This is a genomic window from Citrobacter sp. Igbk 17 (assembly GCF_028069775.1).
Taxonomy (GTDB): domain Bacteria; phylum Pseudomonadota; class Gammaproteobacteria; order Enterobacterales; family Enterobacteriaceae; genus Citrobacter.
On sequence record NZ_JANEWI010000034.1, the window covers coordinates 33,517 to 57,249 of the forward strand.

General features: G+C 50.0%; 19 protein-coding genes. 1 reads left to right on the plus strand and 18 read right to left on the minus strand.

What is annotated here, in order from left to right:
- Positions 1–187: 187 nt before the first annotated feature.
- The 4 genes from NNO08_RS18150 to NNO08_RS18165 form a co-directional block, all read right to left on the minus strand.
- Entirely contained in the window at positions 188–886 is a 699-nt protein-coding gene (locus NNO08_RS18150; RefSeq protein WP_271441880.1) for a response regulator, read from the minus strand.
- Positions 879–2,531 carry an ATP-binding protein gene (locus tag NNO08_RS18155; protein ID WP_271457261.1) on the minus strand — a complete coding sequence of 551 codons (1,653 nt, stop codon included), beginning with the start codon at positions 2,529–2,531 and terminating at the stop codon, positions 879–881. Before NNO08_RS18155 ends, NNO08_RS18150 begins: the two co-directional genes overlap by 8 nt.
- A gap of 208 nt (positions 2,532–2,739) precedes the next feature.
- On the minus strand, positions 2,740–3,270 hold the full coding sequence (locus NNO08_RS18160) for a tetratricopeptide repeat protein (RefSeq protein WP_413595932.1): 531 nt from the start codon (positions 3,268–3,270) through the stop codon (positions 2,740–2,742).
- A gap of 588 nt (positions 3,271–3,858) precedes the next feature.
- Positions 3,859–4,323 (minus strand): hypothetical protein, encoded by a 465-nt coding sequence (locus NNO08_RS18165; RefSeq protein ID WP_271450303.1) that lies wholly within the window; start codon positions 4,321–4,323, stop codon positions 3,859–3,861.
- 223 nt (positions 4,324–4,546) lie between these two features.
- Between NNO08_RS18165 and NNO08_RS18170 the strand changes: the two genes are divergently transcribed.
- Positions 4,547–4,999, plus strand: coding sequence for an IrmA family protein (locus NNO08_RS18170; protein ID WP_271457249.1), 453 nt, complete (start codon positions 4,547–4,549; stop codon positions 4,997–4,999).
- 62 nt (positions 5,000–5,061) lie between these two features.
- Here NNO08_RS18170 and NNO08_RS18175 read toward each other — a convergent pair whose 3' ends face one another.
- From NNO08_RS18175 to NNO08_RS18240, 14 genes are all read right to left on the minus strand, one after another.
- Positions 5,062–5,562 carry a hypothetical protein gene (locus NNO08_RS18175; protein WP_271450527.1) on the minus strand — a complete coding sequence of 167 codons (501 nt, stop codon included), beginning with the start codon at positions 5,560–5,562 and terminating at the stop codon, positions 5,062–5,064.
- A 46-nt stretch (positions 5,563–5,608) separates the two neighbouring features.
- Positions 5,609–7,177 (minus strand): formylglycine-generating enzyme family protein, encoded by a 1,569-nt coding sequence (locus tag NNO08_RS18180; RefSeq protein ID WP_271457250.1) that lies wholly within the window; start codon positions 7,175–7,177, stop codon positions 5,609–5,611.
- A gap of 48 nt (positions 7,178–7,225) precedes the next feature.
- Entirely contained in the window at positions 7,226–8,440 is a 1,215-nt protein-coding gene (locus NNO08_RS18185; RefSeq protein ID WP_271457251.1) for an ABC transporter permease, read from the minus strand.
- Positions 8,430–9,155 (minus strand): ABC transporter ATP-binding protein, encoded by a 726-nt coding sequence (locus NNO08_RS18190; protein ID WP_271457252.1) that lies wholly within the window; start codon positions 9,153–9,155, stop codon positions 8,430–8,432. Before NNO08_RS18190 ends, NNO08_RS18185 begins: the two co-directional genes overlap by 11 nt.
- Positions 9,155–11,116 (minus strand): vWA domain-containing protein, encoded by a 1,962-nt coding sequence (locus NNO08_RS18195; RefSeq protein WP_271457253.1) that lies wholly within the window; start codon positions 11,114–11,116, stop codon positions 9,155–9,157. The genes NNO08_RS18190 and NNO08_RS18195 overlap by 1 nt, the downstream gene beginning before the upstream one ends.
- Complete coding sequence (locus tag NNO08_RS18200) at positions 11,113–12,126, minus strand: hypothetical protein (protein WP_271457254.1); 1,014 nt, start codon at positions 12,124–12,126, stop codon at positions 11,113–11,115. Before NNO08_RS18200 ends, NNO08_RS18195 begins: the two co-directional genes overlap by 4 nt.
- Positions 12,120–14,834 carry a virulence factor SrfC family protein gene (locus tag NNO08_RS18205; protein ID WP_271457255.1) on the minus strand — a complete coding sequence of 905 codons (2,715 nt, stop codon included), beginning with the start codon at positions 14,832–14,834 and terminating at the stop codon, positions 12,120–12,122. Before NNO08_RS18205 ends, NNO08_RS18200 begins: the two co-directional genes overlap by 7 nt.
- Entirely contained in the window at positions 14,834–17,902 is a 3,069-nt protein-coding gene (locus NNO08_RS18210; protein WP_271457256.1) for a virulence factor SrfB, read from the minus strand. The genes NNO08_RS18205 and NNO08_RS18210 overlap by 1 nt, the downstream gene beginning before the upstream one ends.
- A 17-nt stretch (positions 17,903–17,919) precedes the next feature.
- Positions 17,920–19,389 (minus strand): SrfA family protein, encoded by a 1,470-nt coding sequence (locus tag NNO08_RS18215; RefSeq protein ID WP_271457257.1) that lies wholly within the window; start codon positions 19,387–19,389, stop codon positions 17,920–17,922.
- A 50-nt stretch (positions 19,390–19,439) separates the two neighbouring features.
- A complete protein-coding gene (locus tag NNO08_RS18220; RefSeq protein ID WP_271457258.1) occupies positions 19,440–20,585 on the minus strand; it encodes a tellurite resistance domain protein in 1,146 nt (381 codons plus the stop codon).
- A 127-nt stretch (positions 20,586–20,712) separates the two neighbouring features.
- A complete protein-coding gene (locus NNO08_RS18225; protein ID WP_271450519.1) occupies positions 20,713–21,195 on the minus strand; it encodes a hypothetical protein in 483 nt (160 codons plus the stop codon).
- A gap of 88 nt (positions 21,196–21,283) precedes the next feature.
- Positions 21,284–22,021 carry a hypothetical protein gene (locus NNO08_RS18230; protein ID WP_271450518.1) on the minus strand — a complete coding sequence of 246 codons (738 nt, stop codon included), beginning with the start codon at positions 22,019–22,021 and terminating at the stop codon, positions 21,284–21,286.
- A gap of 877 nt (positions 22,022–22,898) precedes the next feature.
- Entirely contained in the window at positions 22,899–23,153 is a 255-nt protein-coding gene (locus NNO08_RS18235; protein WP_271457259.1) for an agmatine deiminase family protein, read from the minus strand.
- 16 nt (positions 23,154–23,169) lie between these two features.
- Positions 23,170–23,433, minus strand: a complete 264-nt coding sequence (locus NNO08_RS18240) for an agmatine deiminase family protein (RefSeq protein ID WP_271457260.1) — start codon at positions 23,431–23,433, stop codon at positions 23,170–23,172.
- Positions 23,434–23,733: the final 300 nt, after the last annotated feature.

A 23,733-nucleotide genomic window follows, 5' to 3' on the forward strand; every position in this document is an offset into this window, starting at 1 on the left:
AAAAGTCAACATAGCGGATGGGAGGGGAGAGACAAGAGGGGGGAGAGAGCCGGCTGGTGGAAATGTGATTGTTGGCGTTGTTTCGGTAATTAACACCATAGAAACCGTGAGGGCGATGGGTTGAGAGAATAGAATACTCGCCGTTGTAGGCCGGATGGCGCTTCGTTTATCCGGCCTACAGTGATTGTTACTCCTGAGCCACCCTCCGGTACAGCCGCCTCGGATGCCCAATACTCCCATACTGAATCTCAATCACCACAAACCCAATTTCCACGCAATACTCCAGATAGCGGCGACCCGTGGTCTTGCTGATCCCCGCGTCTTCTACTACCTGTTCGACTGACCAGCTGGTGTCAGGATGCTCGCTGAAAATACGCTTCACCCGCTCGAGCGTTGCCGGTTCAATGCCCTTTGTTGATGGCTGGGTTGATGCCTCACCCGCGGGTAAATTGAACAGTTTATCCAGTGCATGTTGGTCAACAACTTTCACCTGGCGCAGAGTGTGTACCAGCAACATAAAGCGCTCCAGCGAGGCCCGCAGACGGTGGGAGAACACGGGTTTTAGCAGGTAGTCAAACGCGCCGCTGCGCATAGCATGACTGCAGGTTTGCATATCGCTGGCGGCGGTGATGAATATCACCGAGCATTCAAACTGTTTGAGCAGCGGGCTATCAATAAGCTCAACGCCCTGACCGTCAGGCAAATAGTTGTCCAGCAGCAGCAGGCGCGGCCGATGACGGAGGATCAGCTCGCGGGCCTGTTCCAGCGATCCCGCGATCCCCACGATGCGCAGATGGAAGTTTTGCTCAATAAACTCCCGATGCAACTGTGCCAGATGTGGCTCATCTTCAACAATAACAACCTCAAGAGGGCGGATATCAGTCATGGGAAGGTCCTGTCGAAAGTGAAATCTGGAACGGGATGAAAACCGAAAATACGGTACCCTGCGGGATGTTATCGCTCATTTCGATGCTGCCACCGGCCCGACGAACATAGCCCGCGACCAGGTACAGGCCAATACCATGTTCTGCACCGGTGAGTTCGCTGCTGTCAGTGGGTTTACTGGTAAAGCCTTGCTCAAAAATATGCGGCTTCATGGCTTCATCAACGCCACAGCCCCGGTCAGCCACTTCAATCACCAGTTCGTGGTTGCGATCCGATATATACACTTCCACCGGCGCGGTACGTGCTGGCGTTTTCAGCGTGGCATCGACAGCATTGTCCACCAGATTACCTATTACTGACATCAGCTCCGTTTCGCTCAGCCCTTCCGGCAGGCGCGAGAGCTGGCAGGCGGGGTCGAAAATCAGTTCAACACCTTTCTCGCGAGCACCGACATATTTCCCCAGCAGCAGGCCGCACAGCGCCGGAGAGACAAACTGCCTGGAGAGGAAATCCAGCACCTGCTGGGCCCCCTCTGACTGTACCTGGATATAACGCAGCGCGTCGTCATAGCGCTGCATCTGCAGCAGGCCGACGAGCGTAGCCGTCCAGTTGAGCTGCTCGTGGCGCATGATACGCAGGTTATCGGCATAGCGGGTCACCTGGCTGAGTTGGCTGCTGAGCGTATTGATATCGTTCTTATCGCGGAAGCTGAATACCCAACCGCTTTGGGTGCCCGGCTCAACTTCAATAGCCACGCGGTTGACGATGGTTTCCCGTTGATTCAGGACGGTAATATGATCGTGATGGCGGCTGTCATAAGCGGTATTGCCTGGCGCAAAAAACGACGGTGGTAGCTGAATCACCTCATCCAGCGGTTTGCCGAGCAACGCTTGTTCACTCTGGCGAATATTGAGCATCTCCCTGGCGGCGCGGTTGATGAGTATTAGCTGCTTATCGGCATTCACCGCAAACACACCTTCATACATGGCCTCCAGTAACGCCTTTTGCTGTAGCACCAACTGGGCGATATCTTTAGGTTCCAGGCCGAACATCTGCTTTTTCAGCGTGCGGGTCAGTAACCAGGAAAAAATAAACAGCAGCAGCAGCAGGGCAAGGCCGTACATTCCGGTGCGCCACAGCAGGCGGGCGTTGATATTGGCGATGTAGGAGGTGAGGTAACCGACGGAGACAATGCCGATTACCTGATGGTGGCTATCAAAAATAGGTGCCTTACTGCGTAACGAGACACCGATCCCGCCCTTACGCACTGTGATAATGGTTTTTCCCTTCAGTACGTCAGCATTATCGCCGCCGATCATCGGCAGGTTAAGGCGCTCCGGGGATTCTGAGTGGTAAAGATGCTGTTCATGCGCATCGCCAATCACAATATAGCTGGCATCGCTTTCGGCGCGCAGCGGCTGAATCAGTTGTGCGATACCGGGAATATCCCGCTGCTGAACTTTTTCTGCCAGACCGGGAATCAGGGCAATTTCGCTGGCCTGTACCCGCGCACGTTGGCCTAAATCGTGGTGCAACTGGCGGTCGATAAAGTGAAACAGCAATACGCCAAGCAGCGCCAGCAGAAGGCAGGAAAAAGCCACCAGTGAGAGGAACAGCTTTACCTGAAAGGACAATCTAAGTTTCATGTAGTCCGCAGCGGCCAGAGCAGAAAGGGTCATCTGAAAAGCCTATCATGCGAAAATACGAACCGTAATCGAGGGACGACAGAGTTGTGAACTGCCTACATTCTCCGCGAATTTCTGAGACAATAAACGGTATGTCGACGATGCGATCCAACGGTTGTATCCATTGAAAATGCGCATCGTTGACGGTGATTTTTTGGGATCTTCCGGTCTATGACTCTGGGTGTCCGTCGATCGCGGCTTTCAGATCGCGATATTCTTCGCATTGGGTGCCGCAGATAGTCTTAATGGTGGCCAGCTCCGCTTTCGCCAGGTCAGGGCGGCCTTTAACCATCCATGCTTCCCCAAGATATTCGCGCACTTTCGCATAGTGCGGATCAAGGGCAATCGATCGTTGGTAGTAACTTATCCCTTCATCCGTACGCCCTAACTTGCGCGTCGCATAGCCTCGATAGTTCCAGGCTTCACGCGTATTGGGCTGCTGTAAGGTATCGAGTAAATTGATGGCATCCTGATAATGGCCGGTTTTTGCCAGGTGATACGCATACTGCGTTTTATCCTGATCGTCGATCATGCTGCTTTTTTCGGGCAAACATTTTTGGGTTTTGTTGTCGTAAACCTGACCCTTCGGGCATGTTGGTGTGGTGGTATCGTCATTTCCCATGGCGCTGGCTGCAGCGGAGTAGAGCAGCCCGCCTGAGATCAGGCAAATCAACGGCAGTATTTTCGTCATGGCGTGCATCTTCATGATCCTGTCCTCTCGGTATGAGTGAAGGTTCTTGCATGCTGTAAACCGCGCAGACCATGCTTTACTCATTATCGATGCCTATAAATTGACCTGCCGTTTATTTTTAAAATACCGCTTTATTAGCAAAGAGAGAGGCACCTATTTAATCGCAGCGCGTGGTTCCAAATGAGTCTGTGCGACAGGTTGTCGTGTTTCCTTGGGCGTCAGTTGTTCGGGTTGTACCAAAGCTGTCTGTACGAGATACGGAACCATCGCTACCGCGGGTCGTGCCAAATGAATCGGTTCGATAACTGGTCGTATTTCCGTTAGCACTGGTTACCCTTGTTGTTCCGAATGAGTCAGTGCGTGAGACGCTCCCATCGCTGCCACGCGTTGTTCCAAAACTGTCCGTGCGCCAGCTATTTCCTTGATCATCACGTGTCGTTCCAAAGCTGTCTGTTCTGTAGGTGGTGGCACTCGCAACAGAGGATAACAACATCAAAATGAAAAAACTGAAAACTGCTTTTCCCGACATCATGATATTCACCTTATGTGTATTATTTGTTTTTGGGATTAGGGCAGGTATGCTGGCCTCATTCCTGGTCAGATTTTACGCCCTTCCAGATGGCACTGGTAAGAAATACCGCCATGCTCGCCAATTAACCAATCAACAGCTTGTCCTGACAGTCGATTGATAGATACATGGGATACCAGCCCCCATGTTTTATTGTCTCGTGACCCTTCGATTTTGTATTCGATGGTCTTATCGGTGATTATCGGGTGTACGACTCTGAACCAGGTATCATCACGTCCTTGAGGCTGCCCATCAATATCTACAATGACTGCCTCTGTAAACCAATTCGTACTTTGACCATTGCTTACGCATGTGTCTCCCGAATCAGCACGAATATCAAGGCAGAGTTTATCTTTTGATAAATAAGGGGCTGGCCAGATTCCGGTTGCTGACTGATCGTTAGTATTTTGCGGTTCGCATACAATTAAGGATGGTTCGGATGCGAGAACAGGCAGACTGCATAGCAAAGTAAAGGCAAAAAATGTGTTTCTCATGTGGCGAGTTATCCGTGTCTAAAGTTAAATTTACAGAATTATCTACATCTCTAATACTTAGAACAAATTTAAAACAAATCGATGATGCCTGGTTTACGTTGAGATAATATTAATATGTTTAACGTTTTTAACGCATAATTATGAGCTCGTTTCAATTTTTAAATATCTAGATAAGATACACTATTTGTATGTCTTTGGAAAATCACAACAGAGAAATATAAAAATGAAACATGCATTGGCCGGTTTATTTTTGGTAGGTGGGTTTTGTGGAACGATCAATCCAGTTATGAGCGCAGAAAGTGAGAGTCGCTATATCAATATTCGCAATACTGACAGCGGCTGGGTTCAGGGGGTTTGTTCGTTGGTATTTGCTCTGGATAACGGGGGGAATGGCGCGTTTAATGACCTTACTATTACCCTTCAGCTCACCGATAAATCAGGTGCGACCCTGGAAACGGGGGCGCTTCACGTTCAGGCATTTGGTGATAGTGATGCGACTCGCTCAATTAATGCAGCAACAGAATTTAGCTGTGATTCAGTTGAAAATACGGTCAGTATTATCATTACTAAAGTTGATGAAGCCTCGCAGGATGGCTCATGGCATGCACTTCCATTATCAGTTTTTGACCCTCAATATTATCAACCGCTGAAAATTAGCGTAGGACACGGTAAGTAACTCGTCTGTATTTCTACAGGGGATATCTTGCGATATCCCCTGTCTGATCTGGCGCACGTATATTACTTATTGATTAAGTCGATAATACGATCGCCTTCAGCATCTTCCTGTGCCACCCGGCTAAAGATACTACTGTCGCTTTGTGTACCTACCTTGATTGGTTCTTTACAATCTTTATGGAATACTTTTTTTCCATTTTTTGTGACGACGACGCCAGACATATCACCGTGTTGCTCTTTGTCGTAAACAATATATTCATAGACCCCTTTTACGATGCGAATCCAGTATAAAGATCCTCCGGCGATCGTTTCTGCGCTGTAATACGCTGTGACTCCCGGCTGATTAGTGACAAGATTCAGCTCCGCAATAGGAGAAGATGCTGTTCCCAGAGCATATCCGGCAGCATCCTGGGCAATAAAAGCGCTGGCAAATTTATTATTGGTTAACAGACACTCAAGAGTTAATTGTTCCTGATCCTCTGAACTATAGGTCTCGGCAAAAGATGTCTGGGTGGCGGCAATACAGCCTAAGACTATTGCCGCAATTTTTAAGCTAAACTTCACGTTCTTCACTCCTTAATAAACATGTGTGTTTAATCGTTGTGTGAGATTAATTTCCGCTTTTAATTTGCTTACAAGTATCCAGCCACCCGGCGGCATCAATTTTCCCGTTTGCCAGATATTTTTGCTGATTCTGCCAGTGCGCGGCGAGAAATGGCTTAAGACCTGCAAGACGTTTGTTCAGGGTGAGCATTTGATCGAAAACCGTCACTTCATGTTTCAGACCTTCCTGACCATAAAGCGTGGCTGAATCAACCAGACTACTGGCGTAGTAACTCGTCAGTTGTTGCAGGCGATCTGTTTGCTCACCCAGTTTTGTTTTTCGGATCGCGCAATTTTTATCACTGTCATCTTTATCCTTACACAGCAATTCATAGTTGTGATTGAGGAAGTCAAGAAAGCGGCCATCATCCTGCAATTTTGTGCAAAGGAAGGAGCCGAGGTTAAGGCTGGCGCGGATCGATTGTGCCCGTTCTTCCTGCTGTTGCTGATTACTGGCGCGGAGCTGATTTTCCAGATCCTTCAGTTTCTTTTTCAGCTCTGTGTCTTCAACGCCTGATGCCAGGCTTCCCAGCGCTTTTGCGGTGTCTGTGGGGGCGTCTTTGCTCTTATCTATGCCCGGTTTATCTGCACCGAGAGTAGCCCAATTTTTCTCCAGCTGTTTCACTCGGTCTGTTGATGTAATGGTTGGAGAGACCAGAACCAGACGCAATCCGGTGGTTTTGCTGGTGAAAGGATGGGCTTCATCGTAGTAGTTAATTTCTTTACGGGTCGCGCTACGGATCTCTGATTCATTCGAGATGACGCTGCCTCCGCGAACCACAAAACCACCAGCCTGGCCGTGAAGTCTGTTGATTTTATTGAGATAGAACGGGGTGAACATCATCTCAGAGACGTTGCCCAGCATATCGTGTAGGCCGAGGGGGTTAGGGTTCAACAGCCCAATAAGCTGTACTTTGCCGTTAGAGGACTGCGAACCGGAATACCACTCGTAATTTTTCATGTCATCCATCGGGTAGTGGGAATCACGGAATTCCGCACTGTTTACCTTGAGGCCGCCGCGTGCTGCAAATTCCCATTCTACTTCAGTGGGCAGGCGTAAAAATCCAGGGTTGCCATCCTCTTTCGGTAATTTGTCGAGAGCATTCGTGCGTAACCACTGGTTATATTTATCGGCAAAATTTACCGCATCGAACCAACTGATATTGGTTTCTGCGATGCTTAACTTACGTGATGGCGTGGGGCAGGTACCGCTGGTTAATGCCTGGTATTGCAATGCTGTCAGTTCATATTTGGCCATCAAATAGTAACGACCTTTGCTTTTTTTGCTTTCGGTAAAGCTACCGGCGATAAAGGTTGGATAACTGTGTTCAACAAACCCCCATTCTCCGCCATCTTCTCCTAAGGTGATCGGCATATCATCCAGAGGGCCCGAGACAGGGATCTCTACCTGACGGAATACCATGGCACCTTCACAGGGCATGGGCAAAATAATATCGTCGCTATCCGGTTTGGGGTTATAGATTTTCTCTGCCCACGGTTCGGCCAGCACGGGCGACATCTTCACCAGCAGAGCCAGCGCCAGCCAGCGTGATAATGTGGAAGGGGTAAGGGTCATGAACGTTCTCCGCAAATGATAAATGCCTTGGGCAAGTAGGAATATGGGTTATGCCTCGCGCAGGCTCTGCGCAGGTTCAATATTAATGGCGCGCCAGGCACCAATGCCGGCGACCAGTGTTGCCACGACAATGGTGAGTATTAGAGCGACGAGGCCGTGCAACGGGGTGATCTTACAAATCATCTGACCTGTTGCCTGACTGCCCGCTAACGCCTGGTTAAAGACCTGACTGGCTAAAAGGTAGATCGCAAAGCCGCCGATATAAGCCACCAGACTAAGCAGACAGCCTTGAAAAATCACATAGGCACCCACTGCGGGACGGGTAAAACCGAGCAGGCGGAGGACAGCAATATGTTTACGTTTGCGGTCAACATTCGCGATAAATGAGCCAATAAGTGAGGCAATACAGCCAACCAGTGCAGTGGCGGCAATGGTATTAAAAATAATGCCCAAAACCCGATTGATGCTTTTCACATTTTCTATATCAGCCAGACGGCTGGTGGTTTCGATGCGCTGTTCCCGGAGATCGCGCTCAAGGCTGGCAACCTGATCAATATCGCGGGCGTATAATCTGGCGCGTGCGTAGAGCGGTGGTTTACCGTCAAACTGCGCACCGCTGGCCATCCCCAACCCGGTTACCGCAAAGCCATCGCGGAAATGTTCAAGCGCCAGCAATAACGAAGGCTGGGTAAAGATCGCGGCACGATTAAAATAGGTCGCAGGCAAAATCCCCACGACGGTAACGCTTTTTCGTCCCCACTCCCGGCGTTCATCAAGCATTCTGCTTACTCGCAAAGAGAGCGAATCACCGACACTGACCGCTAATTTACGTGCGGCTTCCTGGGTAATGACAACCTCGTTTTCCTGATGGAGTTCAAGGGACTTGAGTAAAGGGTCCCCTGAGTCTGTTGGAATAACTTCAGCGTTCTCAATGAAATGTGTGCTGTCTGTTTGCAGGTCAGCAAGCGTATTTAGCGAACGCGTTTGCCCGATGGCGAAACCCACATCGGGTCGCTGCCGTAACTCTTCGATCCAGTTTTGGTTGTAGCTGCCGCTACTCAGCATACGGATTTCCAGGTTGCGAGGGTCACTGGCCAGATCTTCTTGCAGCTGGTTCACAATCCCAAAACGCAAACCGAAAAGAAGTAATAAAGGTGCGATGACAGCGACAAGAGAAGAGACGATGCAAAAAGAAATGATGCGATCGTGCCACAGGTCTTGCATAGCCAGGCGGCCCAGCAGTCTGGCTCGGTTAAAGGACAAAATAGGTTCCTCCCTGTTCGTGCTTCGACGATGCCACTAACGGTTCAGGCTGGGCAGTTAAACAGGGTAAATTGAAATGTTGTACCAGTGGCCAGTCGTGGCAAACAATCAGCGCCATCATGCCTTCCTGGCGGACCAACTCAATAAACAGGCTAAATAATTTCTTTGCGTTGTAGGGATCAAGTGCGGCTGTTGGTTCATCCGCCAGTACCAGTTTTGGGCGGTGCAATATCGCACGTGCGAAAGCGGTTCTCTGTCGTTCACCAAACGACAACTGCGTTGGATATTTAGCCAATAATGGCGCAAGTTTGAGAGCATCGATCACTCTGTCCAGCAGCGCGTTGTCGGGGCGTAATCCCAGCAACTGGCACGGCAGAAGGATGTTATCTTTGACGCTCAGATAGGGAAGCAACCCCCCATTTTGCAACACAAAGCCAAGCTGGCGGGCGCGAATACCCGCCAGTTCATTATGTTGTGCATCCTTTATCAGCGTTGCGATATCAAATTGCTGTGCACCTTCGTCCAGCTCAAAGCACCCGATTTTACTGGGCTGCAGTAATAAGCCGATGGCTTCCAGTAGCGTGCTTTTACCACATCCACTTTCACCTGTGACCGCGACCACCTGGCCTGACCGCAGCGTGAGCTGCGGCAGGTAAACCCGGTGAGCATGACTGCCCTGACCACGAACAACGCACAACTCTTCTATGCGCAGCATCAGGGCATCATTTCCAGCGGGATGGGATAAACGCGATCGCGCGGATCGCTTCCTTTTGCCAGCTCAACCCAGCGATCAACATCGGCGTTATATTTTTGGTAATGACGCAGTTTGGATGACAGCGTGCGGATAAATTTCTCCTGTGACAATCCGTCCCAGCTTTTCCAGGTCTCTTCGTCGAGGTTCAGGACATCGCTCTTATAGGGAAGATCGGCCAGATATTCTCCCAGTACCCCCAGATCGCCAATGCGGGCATTGTCCTGTTGTTTCAGCTGGTTAGGATCAGCACCCATGGTTGCCGCAACAGTACGCAGTTGCTCAAACATTTTGGTTGGTGAGATCATCCCCTCATTTGCTGCTTTAAGGATCTGGCTGACAGCATCGCTTAAGTCGCTTAGCTGACCTTTGGTCAAGAGAACACGAACGTCGGTGGTAGGAATGTTTTGCTTAATCAGGTCGCGGTCGCTAATCCATGCCTGAAAGACTAACGGGGCTTGTGTGCTGTTACGCTTACCCAGATAGGCCAACTGCATGGCATGTCCAATTAATGCCGTATCCTGAAGCAGCTTTTGTTCCGGTGTCAGTTTCTGTCCATCGTCTTTCGCGTAAAGCGCACTACCAATCGCAGCATCACCCATGTAAGCCGATTTAACCTGCTCAGTAATGGCGGAGGCTAGCGCATCTACCTGCTGGCCAAACATCTTGATATCACCAGCATTTACGGCCTGGTAAAGGTTGGACTGGGTGCTGTCAAAATTGGAGAGATCGCGGTACTGGCTTTCGGCTTTGGCATGATTATCTTTGCCGCCTGATGTTTTTAGGTGCAGCGTATAGATAGCAATACCGCGGTTACCCGCCTCAAGGCGAAGCTGGCTGGCATCAAGACCGGTACCTGACAGCTTGTTGCTACCGTCAATAGCACCTGCATCGGTAATCAGGACCATGTAACGAGCGCCAAACGGGCTCCAGTCAATGTCATCAATAGCTGATAGCACGCCGGAATACGCATCCTCGTCATACAGAGAACTGGAGACTTTCGCTTCTTTTAAATCAGCGACTTTCTTCAGGAAATCCGTACCATCTTTCACATGGTTAGGATCTGCGTAAATCTTTGTACGGTACTCAAGGCCCGGAACGGCTTTGGTATTTGAGCGAAATGAGATCAACCCAAACTTAACCTGCCCATCCAGATGCTCTTGTTTGATCTTGCCATAGATCTTATTAACCGCTTCTTTGGTGCGCTCAATGTAAGGCCCCATTGAAATGGTTGAGTCAATAACGAAGACCACCGAGGCGTTAAACCCTTTCAATTGATTTACGTTATCTTCTTGTTTTTTAGCCGTTTCAGCTTTACTGACGGAGGCTACGTTAAGCAGGCGAGTATAGAAGCCATCTTCGGTCATGACCTCTTCGCCGCTCAGGATTGGCAGCAGATAAAACTGCTTTTGCAGATCGACAAAATATTCGGGCTCTTCAGCCTGAATACCTTCGGCGTGGCCATCCCGTTTTAACTTGGCGCGAAGTGGGGCAACCAGCGATACGGGATCGGGGGCAGAGAGAATATCATCAAGGCTTTTTCTCTCTTTAAAGAACAGCAAACGGTCACGGTTTGCCGGGTTGGTAAATGCCAATGTGAGTTGCATTTTCCAGTCGACAGTACATGACTTTGGTAACCAGCCAATAGTTTTACCAAAGCTATCCGGCCCGACCTTAAGCCAGCTCTGGCCGTTTGCATCTTCTTTTTGATAAACATACAGGCTGCTGAAGGCCGGCTGTAGCTGACCTTTATCATCACCTGCGGCAGTCCCAAGTTTGCAGCCGGGGGTAGTGAGAACACGTTGATATAACGTTTTCTTACCTTCCTGGAGCAGAGGTTTGTCGCCATCAGCGGCAAATACATGCCCGCTGAGCAACAGACCACATAATGGCAGAACCAGACGACTCATCGGATTCCAGGTCATTTTCCTAGCTCCTCAAGACGCTGTTTGGCTGTTTGGTTGTCAGGCTCTGTTTGCAGAACTGTTTCGTACCAATATGCTGCAGTATCTTTATCCGGTGCTTTGAAACATTCACTTGGCTGGTGGTATTTCGGGTCGTATTCACCTGCGTACACGAGCGCGATTTTGGTATCGCCACCCTGGGCACGGTTAGCATACAGACGCTGTGCAACACCACATTTTTTAGCCTCTTTTGCGGCCTGGATAATGGTCAGCAGTTTGTCACTGTCGAGTTTTTCCTGAACGCAGCTCTGGACGAAATCAAGCTCGTTCTGGCTGTTCAAACCCTGTGCAGAACAGGTGCTATGAGCGACAGGCTCTGGTGCGGCGGCGGGTGCAGACGCCGGTGTTTCTTGCTGTGTTTGTTCGACAGGAGGGGCTTCCGGTGATTTATCCCGGCCTAAAAACCACCACAGCGCACCAGCAATCACGACTAATGCCAGTATTGCCGCGCCTATAACAGGAAGGCGGGAGGACCCCGATTTCGCCGGAGTTCTCGCTTCAGTATGAATTACCGGCTCTACAGGTTCAGGGGCAACAACGGTTTCTGTCGCAATGACGGGCTCAGAAGGAACTTCTGGAGTAGCCAGCATGCTGCTGCCGCTATAGTTACCTGTTTCACCTCTTGCTTCAGAAGAGAGCAGTTCGTCGCGCACCAGCTGTAACGTGGTATTGCGTGTTTCTCCAGAATCCAGCTTGATCTGAATTTGTACCTGGCTTGCCGTCGCCAGCAATGGATCAAGCAATGTTGGGCCAATACGAAAACCGCTACCATTATTTAACGCATAACCACCGTTCATGGTAAACCAGTGTTGCGCCGGGCTCCAACTGCCATCGGGTTGCAGGTAGTTCTGCTCGTTATTGCACAGAGTAAAGGTCAGATTAGTCAATATTGCGGTTTCACCACGCAGGCGGACCATCAATTGTGCAGTACCTGGCTCTGCCGGCTGGCAGGCAATGATTTTAGCTAGCATGGCATGTTCTCTTGTTTCAATTGGCTGATAATCTGACCAAGTTGACGATTCTGTTCGAAGGAAATATCCCGTGTGGCGCTATGACCCGCATTGTCCAGGACAACGCTCATCAAAGCAGAAAGCCAGTCACCCAGATAGGAAACGCCGGGCTGTGGTGCAACGGCGGCGAGTTGTGGCAACTCATCGTTAGCGAGCTGCTTCTGACGCAGAAACACTTTGTTTTTCTCGCCAACATAGCTGTTGGGTACCTTGTCTGCTGGCAGGGTGAGATAACCAAACCAGGCAATAAAATCACGTATGGTCAGTTGAGCGCGTAAAACCTGACGTGCTCGCATGTGTACGCGAGTGGTTTCAGCCTGCTCTTGACCCGCCAGGGCATGTTTCAATGTCCCTTCCAAATCCAAACGTGTGGCGGCGGTGATTAGCTCTTCGCTGAGTTGATTAATCAGCTCACTGCTCATGCCCAGTTGACGCCACTGCAACGGTTGCTGCGGCAACTCCCGTAGATGGGCTACCCAGGCTTTAAAGGCCTGATGCGCGAAATCGTCATCCTGGCCTACGCGTTCCGCTGCAGCAGTTGCTGGCGCATCAACAACGGCGATTTCAACAGGTGTAGTCGCAAAGGGATCGCTGGCAAAGGGGTTATCAGCGAATGGATTACCACCAAACGGACTGGTTGCGAAAGCATTGATGGTCGGGCTTTCGCCTTCAGTTTGCGGCGCCTGCTCGAGGTCGCGAATACTCAAATAAATGTTGTTGAGCTCCTGAGTCGGCAGAACCAGGCGTTCGATAAGTTCCCCCATACTGTGGGAACATGCAGACAAGCCCTGCCATAACTCTTTGGCAATTGCTTGTTTTTTCACAATCTGCCCATCACCGTCTTTTTCGTACCACCGGCCAAGACGTTGATCGCCGGTTTCCATGCGACATTGCAGCAGTTGTTGCTGTAAACGTTTTAGCTTGAAGTCGAGATGGGCGACGCCGCGCAGTGCTTTCGTCAGGCGCGACATTCCACCGTCGTTGAGTTCGAGCATTGCCTGCCAGGCTGCTTTCGGTTCCGCAACGTGCATATTCACATTTTTTCCGCAGACGAAGGTGCTGCCCATGGTATCGAGTACATCGCGGTAACGATCGCTGATACCCACTTCCTGGAGTCTCTCCTGCCCGGCATCACCTTCAAGCCTCAGGAAAGGGTTATCAAGCCCGGGTTTGCGTACCAGGAAACAGTTGTTGAAAGGCTGGTTGGGTGCCCATTGTGAAAGCCATTCATAGTGCGAGAAACGCTCCAGTAAAGTCATGTGCATCATACCTTCCCAGCCTTCTTTTAACTGGCTTTCGGTATGTTGCAGGCTGTTGACGATACGCATATCACACATGGTGATTGCCCAGAACAAACCCGGGTTGCGACCCCCGCGCTCTTCGGCACTCTTACCCTGGGTTTTCTCTACCCAGCGGTTTAATACCGGGCCCACATCAGCAACGTCGCTCTGTTTGGCTGAGCTGGCGCATACGACAAGCGCATTCATTTCCTGGTTATCGGTATAGCGTTCGAACAGGTAAGCAACTTTTCCGCGAAGCAGGAGCTGCGAAATCGCGTTAAGTCCATCCCGGCCAGCCTGTTCAAGTGCGGTGATCTTGAGACGACCGCGATAGCCAGGGAAGTCGAGCAGATCAACCTGTTCTACAACGCTGTTGGTTTCAACTTCTGCCAGAGGGAATATCAGCTCTGTGGTTAAGGCCGCCAGTTCCGCCTGCGTTAAGTTGGCGCTACCAATTTGTTGTTCTTCTTTCCAATAACGGATCTCAACGTTGCGATCCTGGTTGGAGCCCAACCTGTTCAGGCTATCTACGTTCATGATGCTGCCGCTGCTATGGTCAGTCAGCGTTTCCAGCGGGGCAAATACCATACGGGTATGGTTCAGTTTCGCCAGTACATTGGCTAGTGAACGGTAGGTTTCGGTGAGAGCTGGCTGTTCTCCCCATAACAGGGAAAAGAGCTCTGCACGATCATTTGGGCTCAACGTCGGGGCAATTTTCAACACCTGCGGCCACCAGGCGTGTTCAAGCTTCTCAACTGACTTTTTAAAGGAGGCGTTAAGGTAATCCCACAAGGCGACGACATCTTCCTGGCTGACGCCGTTATATTCCTGAACCTGCACAGCCCGCTGCAGGAATGGGCGCAGGCGCTCTTCAACCCGGCTTTGGTCAAGCTGATAGCTCAATTGCTCATGGTTGAAGTCGTTAAACCAGGCGTTGGCCAGAATCTTAGCCAAATCGATTTCACTGAACAGGCGCAACGGCACGGGGTATCCAGCCGGCGCGGCAGGCGCCTGACGGGTAAAGCGAGTGACCAACCCCGTCGCTTCTTTACCTCCGCCGACAGGGTTTACCTCTTTGATAAAGTCAACACGCCTTTCGCCGTAGAGTGCTTCCAGCGACCCATTGCTACCAGCAGCGAGCGCTGAAATGAGGTACGATTTCCCTGCCTGAGAAATACCGAAAAAACCGACAGTCATCGGTGTTTTGGCAACCTGAGTCAGGCTATTGGCCAGATTCCTCGTACGCAGCAAACTCAAGTTGAGTTTGTCTGCTTCGTTGTCTAAACGACGTGAACCGGGGCGTACGTTGTCGACCCATCCGAGTGCGTCCAGGCATCCCTGAGCGATAGCAGCCCAACCCTGAGTGAGAGATTTTTGTTCGCTATTCATTATTTTTTAACACTCCCGCTATCGAGCCAGTGACGGCTATCAATGAGCCCTCTGTCGGGCATCGTATTGAGTTCCAGATCCAAATCACGTTTGCTAAATGACTTATCGGTGTTGCTGCTGACATCGGCGATCGTCAGGCGATCGCTAATCAGTCCAAGCTGACGAGCTCGCTTACCCTTATCGATCGTCAGTCTGACTTTGAGATACGGGGAGCCATTATCCGTGGACTGAGCCGAAGAGAATTTTTTACGTCCTTCTTCGCTAAAACGGAGGGTATACAGCGGTGCTGCAGTCCAGCGTTCTGCATCCAATTGGCGATAGCCTAAGCGCAGGTCGCCACGCATAACGATGCTTTGTGTGGTTTTCTCGCCATTTTCATCGGTGATGGCCGGAAGCTTGATCTGCCCGTTTTCAGACTCGATATGTTGATAAACGATGTCGGCATCGCGAATCAGGTTATCCATATCAATGGTGCCGATATGGCGAATCGTTGAATACGGTTTCAGCTCTGAGGTGCGGAAATGGAAGTTAGGGATGCTGTGGTTTGCACACAACTGCGTGAGCATGGCACCCACTGAAGCCGTACTTTTCGGATCGTCGATATGACCGTTTTTATGGAACGGGTACCAGGTACCCGTCTGATAACCATGTAACGGCAGAATACGCCCTGGCGGTAACGGAAGGTTGCGACGAATAATCGCCTGAATCCCAGGTAACTGAGACGGCCGGCCGGTGAGTAGCAGCAGATCGCAATGATAATAAGACAGCACTTCACAGAGTGCAGTCAGGACTTTATCGATGCTGAACTTACCTGCACAGAGATCGCCATGGAGTTTGGCGAGTGGCAGATTAAGCATGATATCCGCGAGCTTAAAGTCGGTCGGACCTCCCGCTTTCTGAACTTCCCGGCGTACGAATCCTTCGACTTCATCACGAATACAACCCACCGGTAGCAAATCGCCGACACGTTGGTTAATCAGGGTATGCGTTTGTTCATCAAGCGGATCGTAATGTTCGTATGTTCCCAGGATATGTAATGCGAGCGGGACGAACAGTTGCAGGCTCAGTTGTTGGCGAAGCACGGCTTCGGCGGCGCTAATATTCTGCGATCCGCACAACTGGGACATCAATGTTTCAGTGGACATCACACCGGCTTCACGCAGGGCTTGCTCAAAAGCGGGGAGAACGTATGACTGAATAACATCCAGCAAAATGTCATCACCTGCGATCTTAAAACTGTCGCGAAAGCGCTGGTGCGGGATGATATGTACGTTAGTACCACCACCAGTGTGCCCATTATGATCGAGGCGGTAATCGGTGATCACCAGATCGGTGGTCCCGCCGCCAATATCAATTGACGCGATAGTGATACTTTCACGATCGGTACGGTCTGGTCGGCCAATTGCGTCGAAAAACTCTTCCGGATGACCGGCAAAGTTCTGATTAATCTCGGTGTACAGGTAAACCAACTGTGCACAGGAGGCTTCGTCCCACTCCACCCTGATTTTAGGTAATGGGATCTTGATGTTTGCTTCCGTATGCTCTTCTTGTACGTCCTCATACGGATCGTTCTCGCCGTTGTGCCAGCGTAACGATTTCCACACCAGGCCGACAGCCTGACGCATGCGTTCATCCAGCACACAGCGTTCAGCCATGGGCATACCAGGCGGAACCGTCAGAATAATATGGCGTAGCTGACGCGGGATCCCAGCGTGTCCCTGACGAATACGCTGCTCCGGGCTGTTAATCTGACTAATGGCCTGGGTCAGAACTTCTGCCAGCATAAAGGTCATCAGCGAACTGCGTGAGTAGCGTGGCGTAAAGACGGGGATGCGATCCATCTCATCTTCAATGGTGTGCAGGGCTTCGCCTCTTTCATCGATCAGGTTGGCAAACGGTGCTGCCGTTGCCAATGGATTGCTGTCCTGCACATAGCTGCCATTAAAACGCCAACCCTGACCATAAAACTTCTCATCCCACAGATAGCGTTTAGGGCTGGATAGGCCTGTTGAACCTTCGCTGCCTTTACGACGAGCCGCCAGACGGCTGGCTTCACCACCAATACGTGCGATAGTCGGCCACTGGAACGCGTCGTGGCGACCGCTGCGTACAGAGCAGTGATCTTTGCCGAAGAAGGCTTGCGAAAATTCGACCCGGCTTTCAAAAGGATCGGTATAGATATGTTCGGGGGCACTGAGATCACGTAGTTTCAGCACATAGTTATGCCTCATGCCTGAACCTGATTGCCCGTGATCTTCAATAAGAATGCCACAGGTGCGCGAGTTGCCCACGTCGAGTATCAGGTCGACGGCGATGGGTTTGATCGCATTGGTTTCCCGATTGGCGATCACCCTGAACTGCGGCAGTTCAATGACGGGTTCAGTCTGGGTTTGCAGACCTTCGACTGGAATCGCCATCAATGACAGAAGGTTCAGGTAATGTGCCAGCGGGTATTGCTGTGCAAGTTCCTGTTCACGCTCGTCGATATCCCGGCCTTTGCTCGCTTCTTTGAATACTTCTTTGAGCCAGTCGGTTATCCAGTCCTGCGTCAGGTACCAATTTAGGGCATAGGTTGCAGTTGCGACGGCGAAGGTTGCCCCGGCATTCACATCTTCCTGGTTCGGGCTGAGGTCAGCGGCAGCCTGCTGTTTAGCCATAATACGGGTGTCGATCGCCAGCGTCATGCGATGGCTATGACCATCTAAATCGGGTTCTGGTAGTTTGACTAAACGAAAACGAGCCCAGTTTAGCGGTCCCTCCTGGTACACATTCGGTGGGCTAAAGCGAAACAAAGGAAGCGGTAACCAGATGCCGTCGAACAACTTCAGGCTCTGTTCAACAGGGATATCGTACTGGCTTTTTGCCTTCTCGATGTTATCGGGGGTCGGCTGATAGAAATAGTAATCGCGCTGCTCGTTGTAAATTAAACGGGTGAGTACACCGTTTGCTAATTTGACAAACTCGCCAGCAGGCAGGCGGCCAAGGGACAATCCGAAATCCATAAATTGGATCCCAGAGTCACCCACGAGGGTAATTTGACGATCGAAAGATACAATCTCAGGCAACATAGTTATCTCGTCCCTGTTCAGGAATTAGGTTGAAGCATGCGAATAGGGAATGTTTTTTCCCCATTATTGCTGCCAATACAATCGGCGTGGCCAGCAGCGGGTGATTTGCACTCGATTGTCGGCACAATAAAGTTTGAACCGTCGCTACATTTCATCTGCTCAGGATTGGTGATACTCAGCGCCCCTTGCTGCACATTGCCGCTGGCAGGGCCACGACAGGTAACACCGCTGGACTGACGTATGCTGACGGTGCCATTGCCCTGGGCAAAGTTATATTGCAGTTGCAACGGTCGCCCGGTGAGCTTGTCCTGAATACCACCATTCACGCGCCATTCGCCGTTAAGAAACTGCGCTGGGCCATCGGGAAGGGCCGGAGGAAGCGTCAACGGAGTGCCCTGTGCCGGGATGACTGGCGGCGTGGTGACGGGTTGAACTGCGGGTGGCGTTTGAGCGTCTGCGGCGCCAGGTACAGCAGGAGGTGCCGGAGTAGTCGACGCATCGGTGTTGGCATCACTTGCAGGAACGGCTGGCGGAATTGTGTCGTCACCGACCTGTGCGGTTGTTGTCGCTGCCGGAACGGCTGGCGATGTTGGTTCGAGTGCTTGCTGCGCATCGACTGGAGTACTCTTAGATATGCCAGGGACGACAGCTGAACCCACGACGGTTTCTGAACCTGTGCGGGAAACCTGCGTTGTTACATCGGAAACGCCTACGGCTGGACGTTCGATGGCAGGAGTCGTATCGATCGCCGTTTTATCCGTGGCGATGGCAGGGAGCCCCGGAATGGAGAGTGATGGCACACATCCGCGTAGTAGACCTAATAATAATGCCAGCAGCAGCAACGCAAGTAGCAACCAGAGTAACCAACGCCAGCTCCAGCGTCTGCGCACAACGGTATCTACAACAGGTGTAACAGCCGGGGTTACGGCGGCGTCTACAGGAGCCAGAGGGGTTGAGGCCGCGAGAGGGGTTGCTGGTAGTGATGCCGGACTCAGCCAATGCATAGGATTACGTTGTTCGCCTTCCGGATGGACAAATCCCCAAAAGGTAATCACCAGGATCCCGTTTACGAGATACACAAATTCGTAATCCGGGAAATGTGTGACTGACTTCAGCAACTGCGCGAAGACGCGGCGATCGCCTCCGGTCCCGTTTTGCTCAGCATTGAGTAACTGTTCACTTAACGCCTGCACTGACATTTGAAACGCAGTAAATTGCTGGCGCGCTGATTCCCGCTCCGCTTCACTCGCACCGCTCCATGGGATGACATCGCCAGGGAAACTGCTGTACCAATCGGTTCTGTCACCACCCTGATCGTTTTGTGGGATAGCTAAATGACGAGCCAAATCGCGCCCTGCATCAAGACGGTAGATTGCTTCACGTAACTGAAACGCCATCTTAAAAACGGGATAGCCCGTTTCACCCAGAGCCTTAAATGAGGAATTATGCCCGGTACGCAGCAGTGGTCCCTGAATCGAATTTCGCATTGTCTAAACCTTGTAAGGCTGTGATTTAACAAAAGCCACAGTGATGCAGGCTATTTTTTACTCGCACCAGGCGTCCATTCAAAACCCCAGCCATAGTGCTTATCCAGCGACTTCCGGTCAGGGAAGAAACGGTCCAGACGTTCAACGTTGATATTGCCATCGACGTTTTTGAGTCTGGCTATCGCCGCAACGTTATTGCGCTGATTGCTGTCAGTCAGCGTGGATATAATGGGGGGTTGATCGGGCACATAAATCGTGATGGTGGCATTGGTCCCTTGCCAGTTGTCGGCACCGCCGTAAATGAAGCTATAAATCAGAACCTCATCTATATCCTGCCAGTGGCTGCCATTAATGAAGAGCCATTCACCATCTTGATCGTTACCCTCACGAAGATCTTGTTGCAGCAACAGATATGGCGGTTTGTCATAGTTACCCAGGAACTTACTCAACGCTTCGGCACCACTGATCTTGCCGTTTTTAAAACGAATAAAAGCGGCGATATCGAGGTCGATAGGCTCTTTATGGCTTCCCTGTTGCCAGGTCAGGTTGATTTTAATCCGCCCAAAATCTTTGCGTTTCTCCAGATTTATGCTGGGGTTTGCCTGGGTTAAGTTCGTGCTGGCGGGGGCGACAGCAGGCGTAGCAGCAGGCACATCGTGATGTACCGGAGGAGGGGGCGGGGTTAAGGCATTTTTATGCCACCACCACCAGGCGCAAGCGATCAGTAGCAACAATAACAGCAACAATAGCCATGGCAGGAAGCGTCGCCACCACGGGATAACGATCACGGGAGGTAGGGGGGCTTCACTGACAATGGCCCAGTTGATTAGCACAGGTTCGCCACCTACGCTATAGCAGTTAAGATCGCGCGAATGCGTTAGCAGTCTTTGTAAGGCATGCGCTGAATGTTCTTCGCCGCGTGCGAGTAGCTGCTCAATCAAACCGGCCAGAATATCCTGATACTGCTGGCGTTTACTCTGGACGACGGATTGTTCCGCATCGCTTAGTGCAGAAAAGGGCTTTGCCAGCCCCTGGCGCTCAGTCCACCATTCCAGATGTCCTTGTGAACCACGACGGGCAGTGGCGTAGAGTAGTGCCAGAGATGGTGGAAGATGACGGTGTATGATTGCAACCGTCTCCTCGTAGATTGTCAGAGTCGCTTCATCAATAGGCGCAGCAGTTGTTAATCGTTGCATAACCGAAATCATTATTGTTGTGAGTTATATGCGTGGTATGCATGCAGCTGCATATCAGCAAGCCAGAGCCGTTTTCTTCACCAGCAGAAAAAGTGGCCAGGTGACCAGCGCCACTTTTAGTGCATCCTTAGCGAAGGGTATTTGCTTCTTCCAGAACTTTGATTTTCTGCTTGGCTTCTGCGACTTTCTTTTCAATTGCAGCAATTTCACTTGCGCCACTGGCATGCTGAGACTGCCGTTGCAAGTCCTGCAATTGTTGAATTTCCTTCTGGCGTTCACTGCTTTTTATTTTGCTGGACTTCAGCTGTGCAAGGGTCTGTGACAGGTCTGAACGCACGGTATTTAACCTTGCTTGTTCATCGGCCAGCTTCTGATTGACGTTCTGCTGTCGGTTTTGGGTATAAGCCTGCTGTTGCTTCGCCGACTCATTTTCATACTGGCTGAGTCGAACCTGCTGCTCTTTTTGATCAACTTGCTGACGATAACCGCCGGATGTGGCGCAGCTTAGTTTGGTAATAAAACTCGGATCTTGTGCGTGTAAATCACAGTCCTGTGGCGATGTGGTACAGCCGGTAAGCACAATAGTGGCGAGAAGCAGATATTTTCTCATCAAATAATCCATAAATTGAGTCAAATAACGATGCTTTACATGTCAAAGCGGTCTAAAAAAGGCCGATAATCCTATCGGCCTAAAGTTGTTAGCCCAGAGAAATAGCCTGGCGTTGTTCGTAAAACTCGTTAGTTTCTTTTTCCAGGTCACTAATCTTGCTATTCAGGCTGCTGTACTCTTTGTTCAAATTAGCAAGCTTGGTTTTCTCTGCAGATGTGGCAGTAGTTTGACCTTGCAAAGCGACCTTATAGGCAGACTCTTTGTCTTTCATACCTTTCACGGTCTCTTTCATCTTGCTGATGTTGGCATCAATTTGTGCTAATTGCGTTTTAGCACCTGCTTTATCAAAGCCAGCCTTATCTTTTTGGATGCTAATTTTGGTTAAGGTTGCCTGGTTTTCACTGATAACCTGTTTCATTGCAAGGGTAGATTTTTCTACTGCAGCGGTATCTTTACTGATATCCGTATCCATTGCCTGCAGGCGATCGGCTGTGGAGGCATAATCTTTTTTCAGGCCATCAAGATAGTAGTTAGCCGTCATACCCGCTGCGCACCCAGCAGCACCACCAATGGCAGCACCTGCAATTGCTTTCTTGGTGTCGCCAGCCAGAGCACCAACCACAGCGCCAAGTGCAGCACCTGATACCGCACCAATGCCACAACCTTGCGCGCCAGAAGCGCTAAAAAATTGGGCTTGCTCGGTGGTTGTCAGGCGTGGATCCGGTTTTGCTCCTGACAGCAGTGTGCTTCCAGTATTGGCGCAACCGCTCAGCAGTAATGTTGCGGAAATTAGCAGACAAGCAGTAGTTCGGTTAAAAGAGTTCACTTTTGTTTTTCCTTAAATCATAAATTAGCAACGATAAAAAGCTGTGTGGTGATTAAATTTCGCATAAGTAGCGATTTCATATAGGGCAAAATGAAATTCTGTATTTTTTATAACGTGATAACTTTTACCCCGGTAATACAATAAATCCACAATACTAAGTGGTGTATTAATTTCATTGCGTTACTATTGGTGATGGAATAACAATTACTAACTTTGTTTTATTATTGTTTTAATGTGAACTATTTGATTTTTATATAATTTATGCTGTTTGCGTAAACGAAGTTGTTGAGCCTTCATGCGACGAAAGTCATGCTGAAATGAGCAACAGTGCGGTTACCAGAGGGGGTTACCCTTCTCACAGAACATAAAAAAGTTCGTCCTGAGTATACCTGATTTATTCACAATGTGAATTTATCTTAACTTTATATGCTTGTTTTCATACAGGGATGAAATAGTGAACATATAGATTGATCTGAGTCAATAATTAAATCACCATCAAGATTGGTAGTTGCGGTAAGTGCTATCCGTAGGGTGCTGTTTTTACGTTTTTACTACGAGAACTTATCTATGACTTAACGGTTTTTCTTTTTTAAAGCATATTAGAGCAGAATCTTTCACTTATGTGATGTGAGTATTATTTTGGGATAACTTTGCTTTTCTTCATTCGAAATGTCTAATTTTCGGATAATAAAAGTATACTTTTATTTATCTTCTCCAAAATTACCTTCAGGCTGGAAAAAATAAATGATGATAAGAGTTGTACCTTGTTTGCATTTTCCCTCACGTTGTGAGGTTGCAAAACAGAATACATCCGGTAGGTATGCTATCACATGTCTTACATGTAACCCGCCTGAACCCAGGCGGGTATAACCAGCCGCTAACGAGGCTGTTGCTGGGTCGCACAGTGAATACCGCCGCCACCGGCCGCGATACCGTCGATATTCAATTGAATAATTTCACGACCGGTAAATTGCTCCTGCAAAATATCGCGCGCGTTACGGTCCGTGCGTTTATCGCCAAACTCCGGCGCAATGACGGCATCATTGCACAGATAGAAATTGATATAACCGGCGGCAAAATCACTGTTCGCATAGCTCTGGCGAATAGTTGATGGTCCTTCCAGCGTGATCACGTTCCTGCTTCTCACCTCAGCCGTTGAAGTTAAATCCAACGCCGCCGGGCACGCGGTGGGGGCTTTTCACAAGTACCGGTATCCACAGGTCGTCAATCCGATGAACCAGCAGGTTAACTGATGGCCCGCATAGCTTTGCCGCGAGCGCGTGCTCTTCTTCGCGCATCAGCATATTCACGGGGTCAAAGGCCGCAATGGTGTTTGCGACCAGCGCCAGATTTTTCCGCACCACCGGAAGTCGGTGAGATTCCCAGATCGCCGCGCTGGCACCAAACGCCATCCAGGTGACAGTATGAGCTGTACTTTCCAGAAGCCCCGGCGTTGGCTGCGCTCACTCACCCCAGTCACGTACTTATGTCCGCTCCAGGGATTCGTTCACTTACCGCCTCAATGCAACTTGAATGATTATGCGTATAGAAAATAAATAATATGGGGGGGTTACTTATTCAATAATAAATAAAAAGCCTCCTGAATTCCAGGGGGGAATATAACACAGAGATTATATGTTGCAATTGATGATATTCAATGTGATACGTAAAATTTGCCGATATTAGAATTTCTCAACTATATATTTATAGAT

Coding starts and splice junctions, on each gene's coding strand:
- NNO08_RS18150 (WP_271441880.1), bottom strand. CDS start 886: ATGACTGATATCCGCCCTCTTGAGGTTGTTATTGTTGAAGATGAGCCA.
- NNO08_RS18155 (WP_271457261.1), bottom strand. CDS start 2,531: ATGAAACTTAGATTGTCCTTTCAGGTAAAGCTGTTCCTCTCACTGGTG.
- NNO08_RS18160 (WP_413595932.1), bottom strand. CDS start 3,270: ATGCACGCCATGACGAAAATACTGCCGTTGATTTGCCTGATCTCAGGC.
- NNO08_RS18165 (WP_271450303.1), bottom strand. CDS start 4,323: ATGAGAAACACATTTTTTGCCTTTACTTTGCTATGCAGTCTGCCTGTT.
- NNO08_RS18170 (WP_271457249.1), top strand. CDS start 4,547: ATGAAACATGCATTGGCCGGTTTATTTTTGGTAGGTGGGTTTTGTGGA.
- NNO08_RS18180 (WP_271457250.1), bottom strand. CDS start 7,177: ATGACCCTTACCCCTTCCACATTATCACGCTGGCTGGCGCTGGCTCTG.
- NNO08_RS18190 (WP_271457252.1), bottom strand. CDS start 9,155: ATGCTGCGCATAGAAGAGTTGTGCGTTGTTCGTGGTCAGGGCAGTCAT.
- NNO08_RS18195 (WP_271457253.1), bottom strand. CDS start 11,116: ATGACCTGGAATCCGATGAGTCGTCTGGTTCTGCCATTATGTGGTCTG.
- NNO08_RS18200 (WP_271457254.1), bottom strand. CDS start 12,126: ATGCTAGCTAAAATCATTGCCTGCCAGCCGGCAGAGCCAGGTACTGCA.
- NNO08_RS18205 (WP_271457255.1), bottom strand. CDS start 14,834: ATGAATAGCGAACAAAAATCTCTCACTCAGGGTTGGGCTGCTATCGCT.
- NNO08_RS18210 (WP_271457256.1), bottom strand. CDS start 17,902: ATGTTGCCTGAGATTGTATCTTTCGATCGTCAAATTACCCTCGTGGGT.
- NNO08_RS18215 (WP_271457257.1), bottom strand. CDS start 19,389: ATGCGAAATTCGATTCAGGGACCACTGCTGCGTACCGGGCATAATTCC.
- NNO08_RS18220 (WP_271457258.1), bottom strand. CDS start 20,585: ATGCAACGATTAACAACTGCTGCGCCTATTGATGAAGCGACTCTGACA.
- NNO08_RS18225 (WP_271450519.1), bottom strand. CDS start 21,195: ATGAGAAAATATCTGCTTCTCGCCACTATTGTGCTTACCGGCTGTACC.
- NNO08_RS18240 (WP_271457260.1), bottom strand. CDS start 23,433: ATGGCGTTTGGTGCCAGCGCGGCGATCTGGGAATCTCACCGACTTCCG.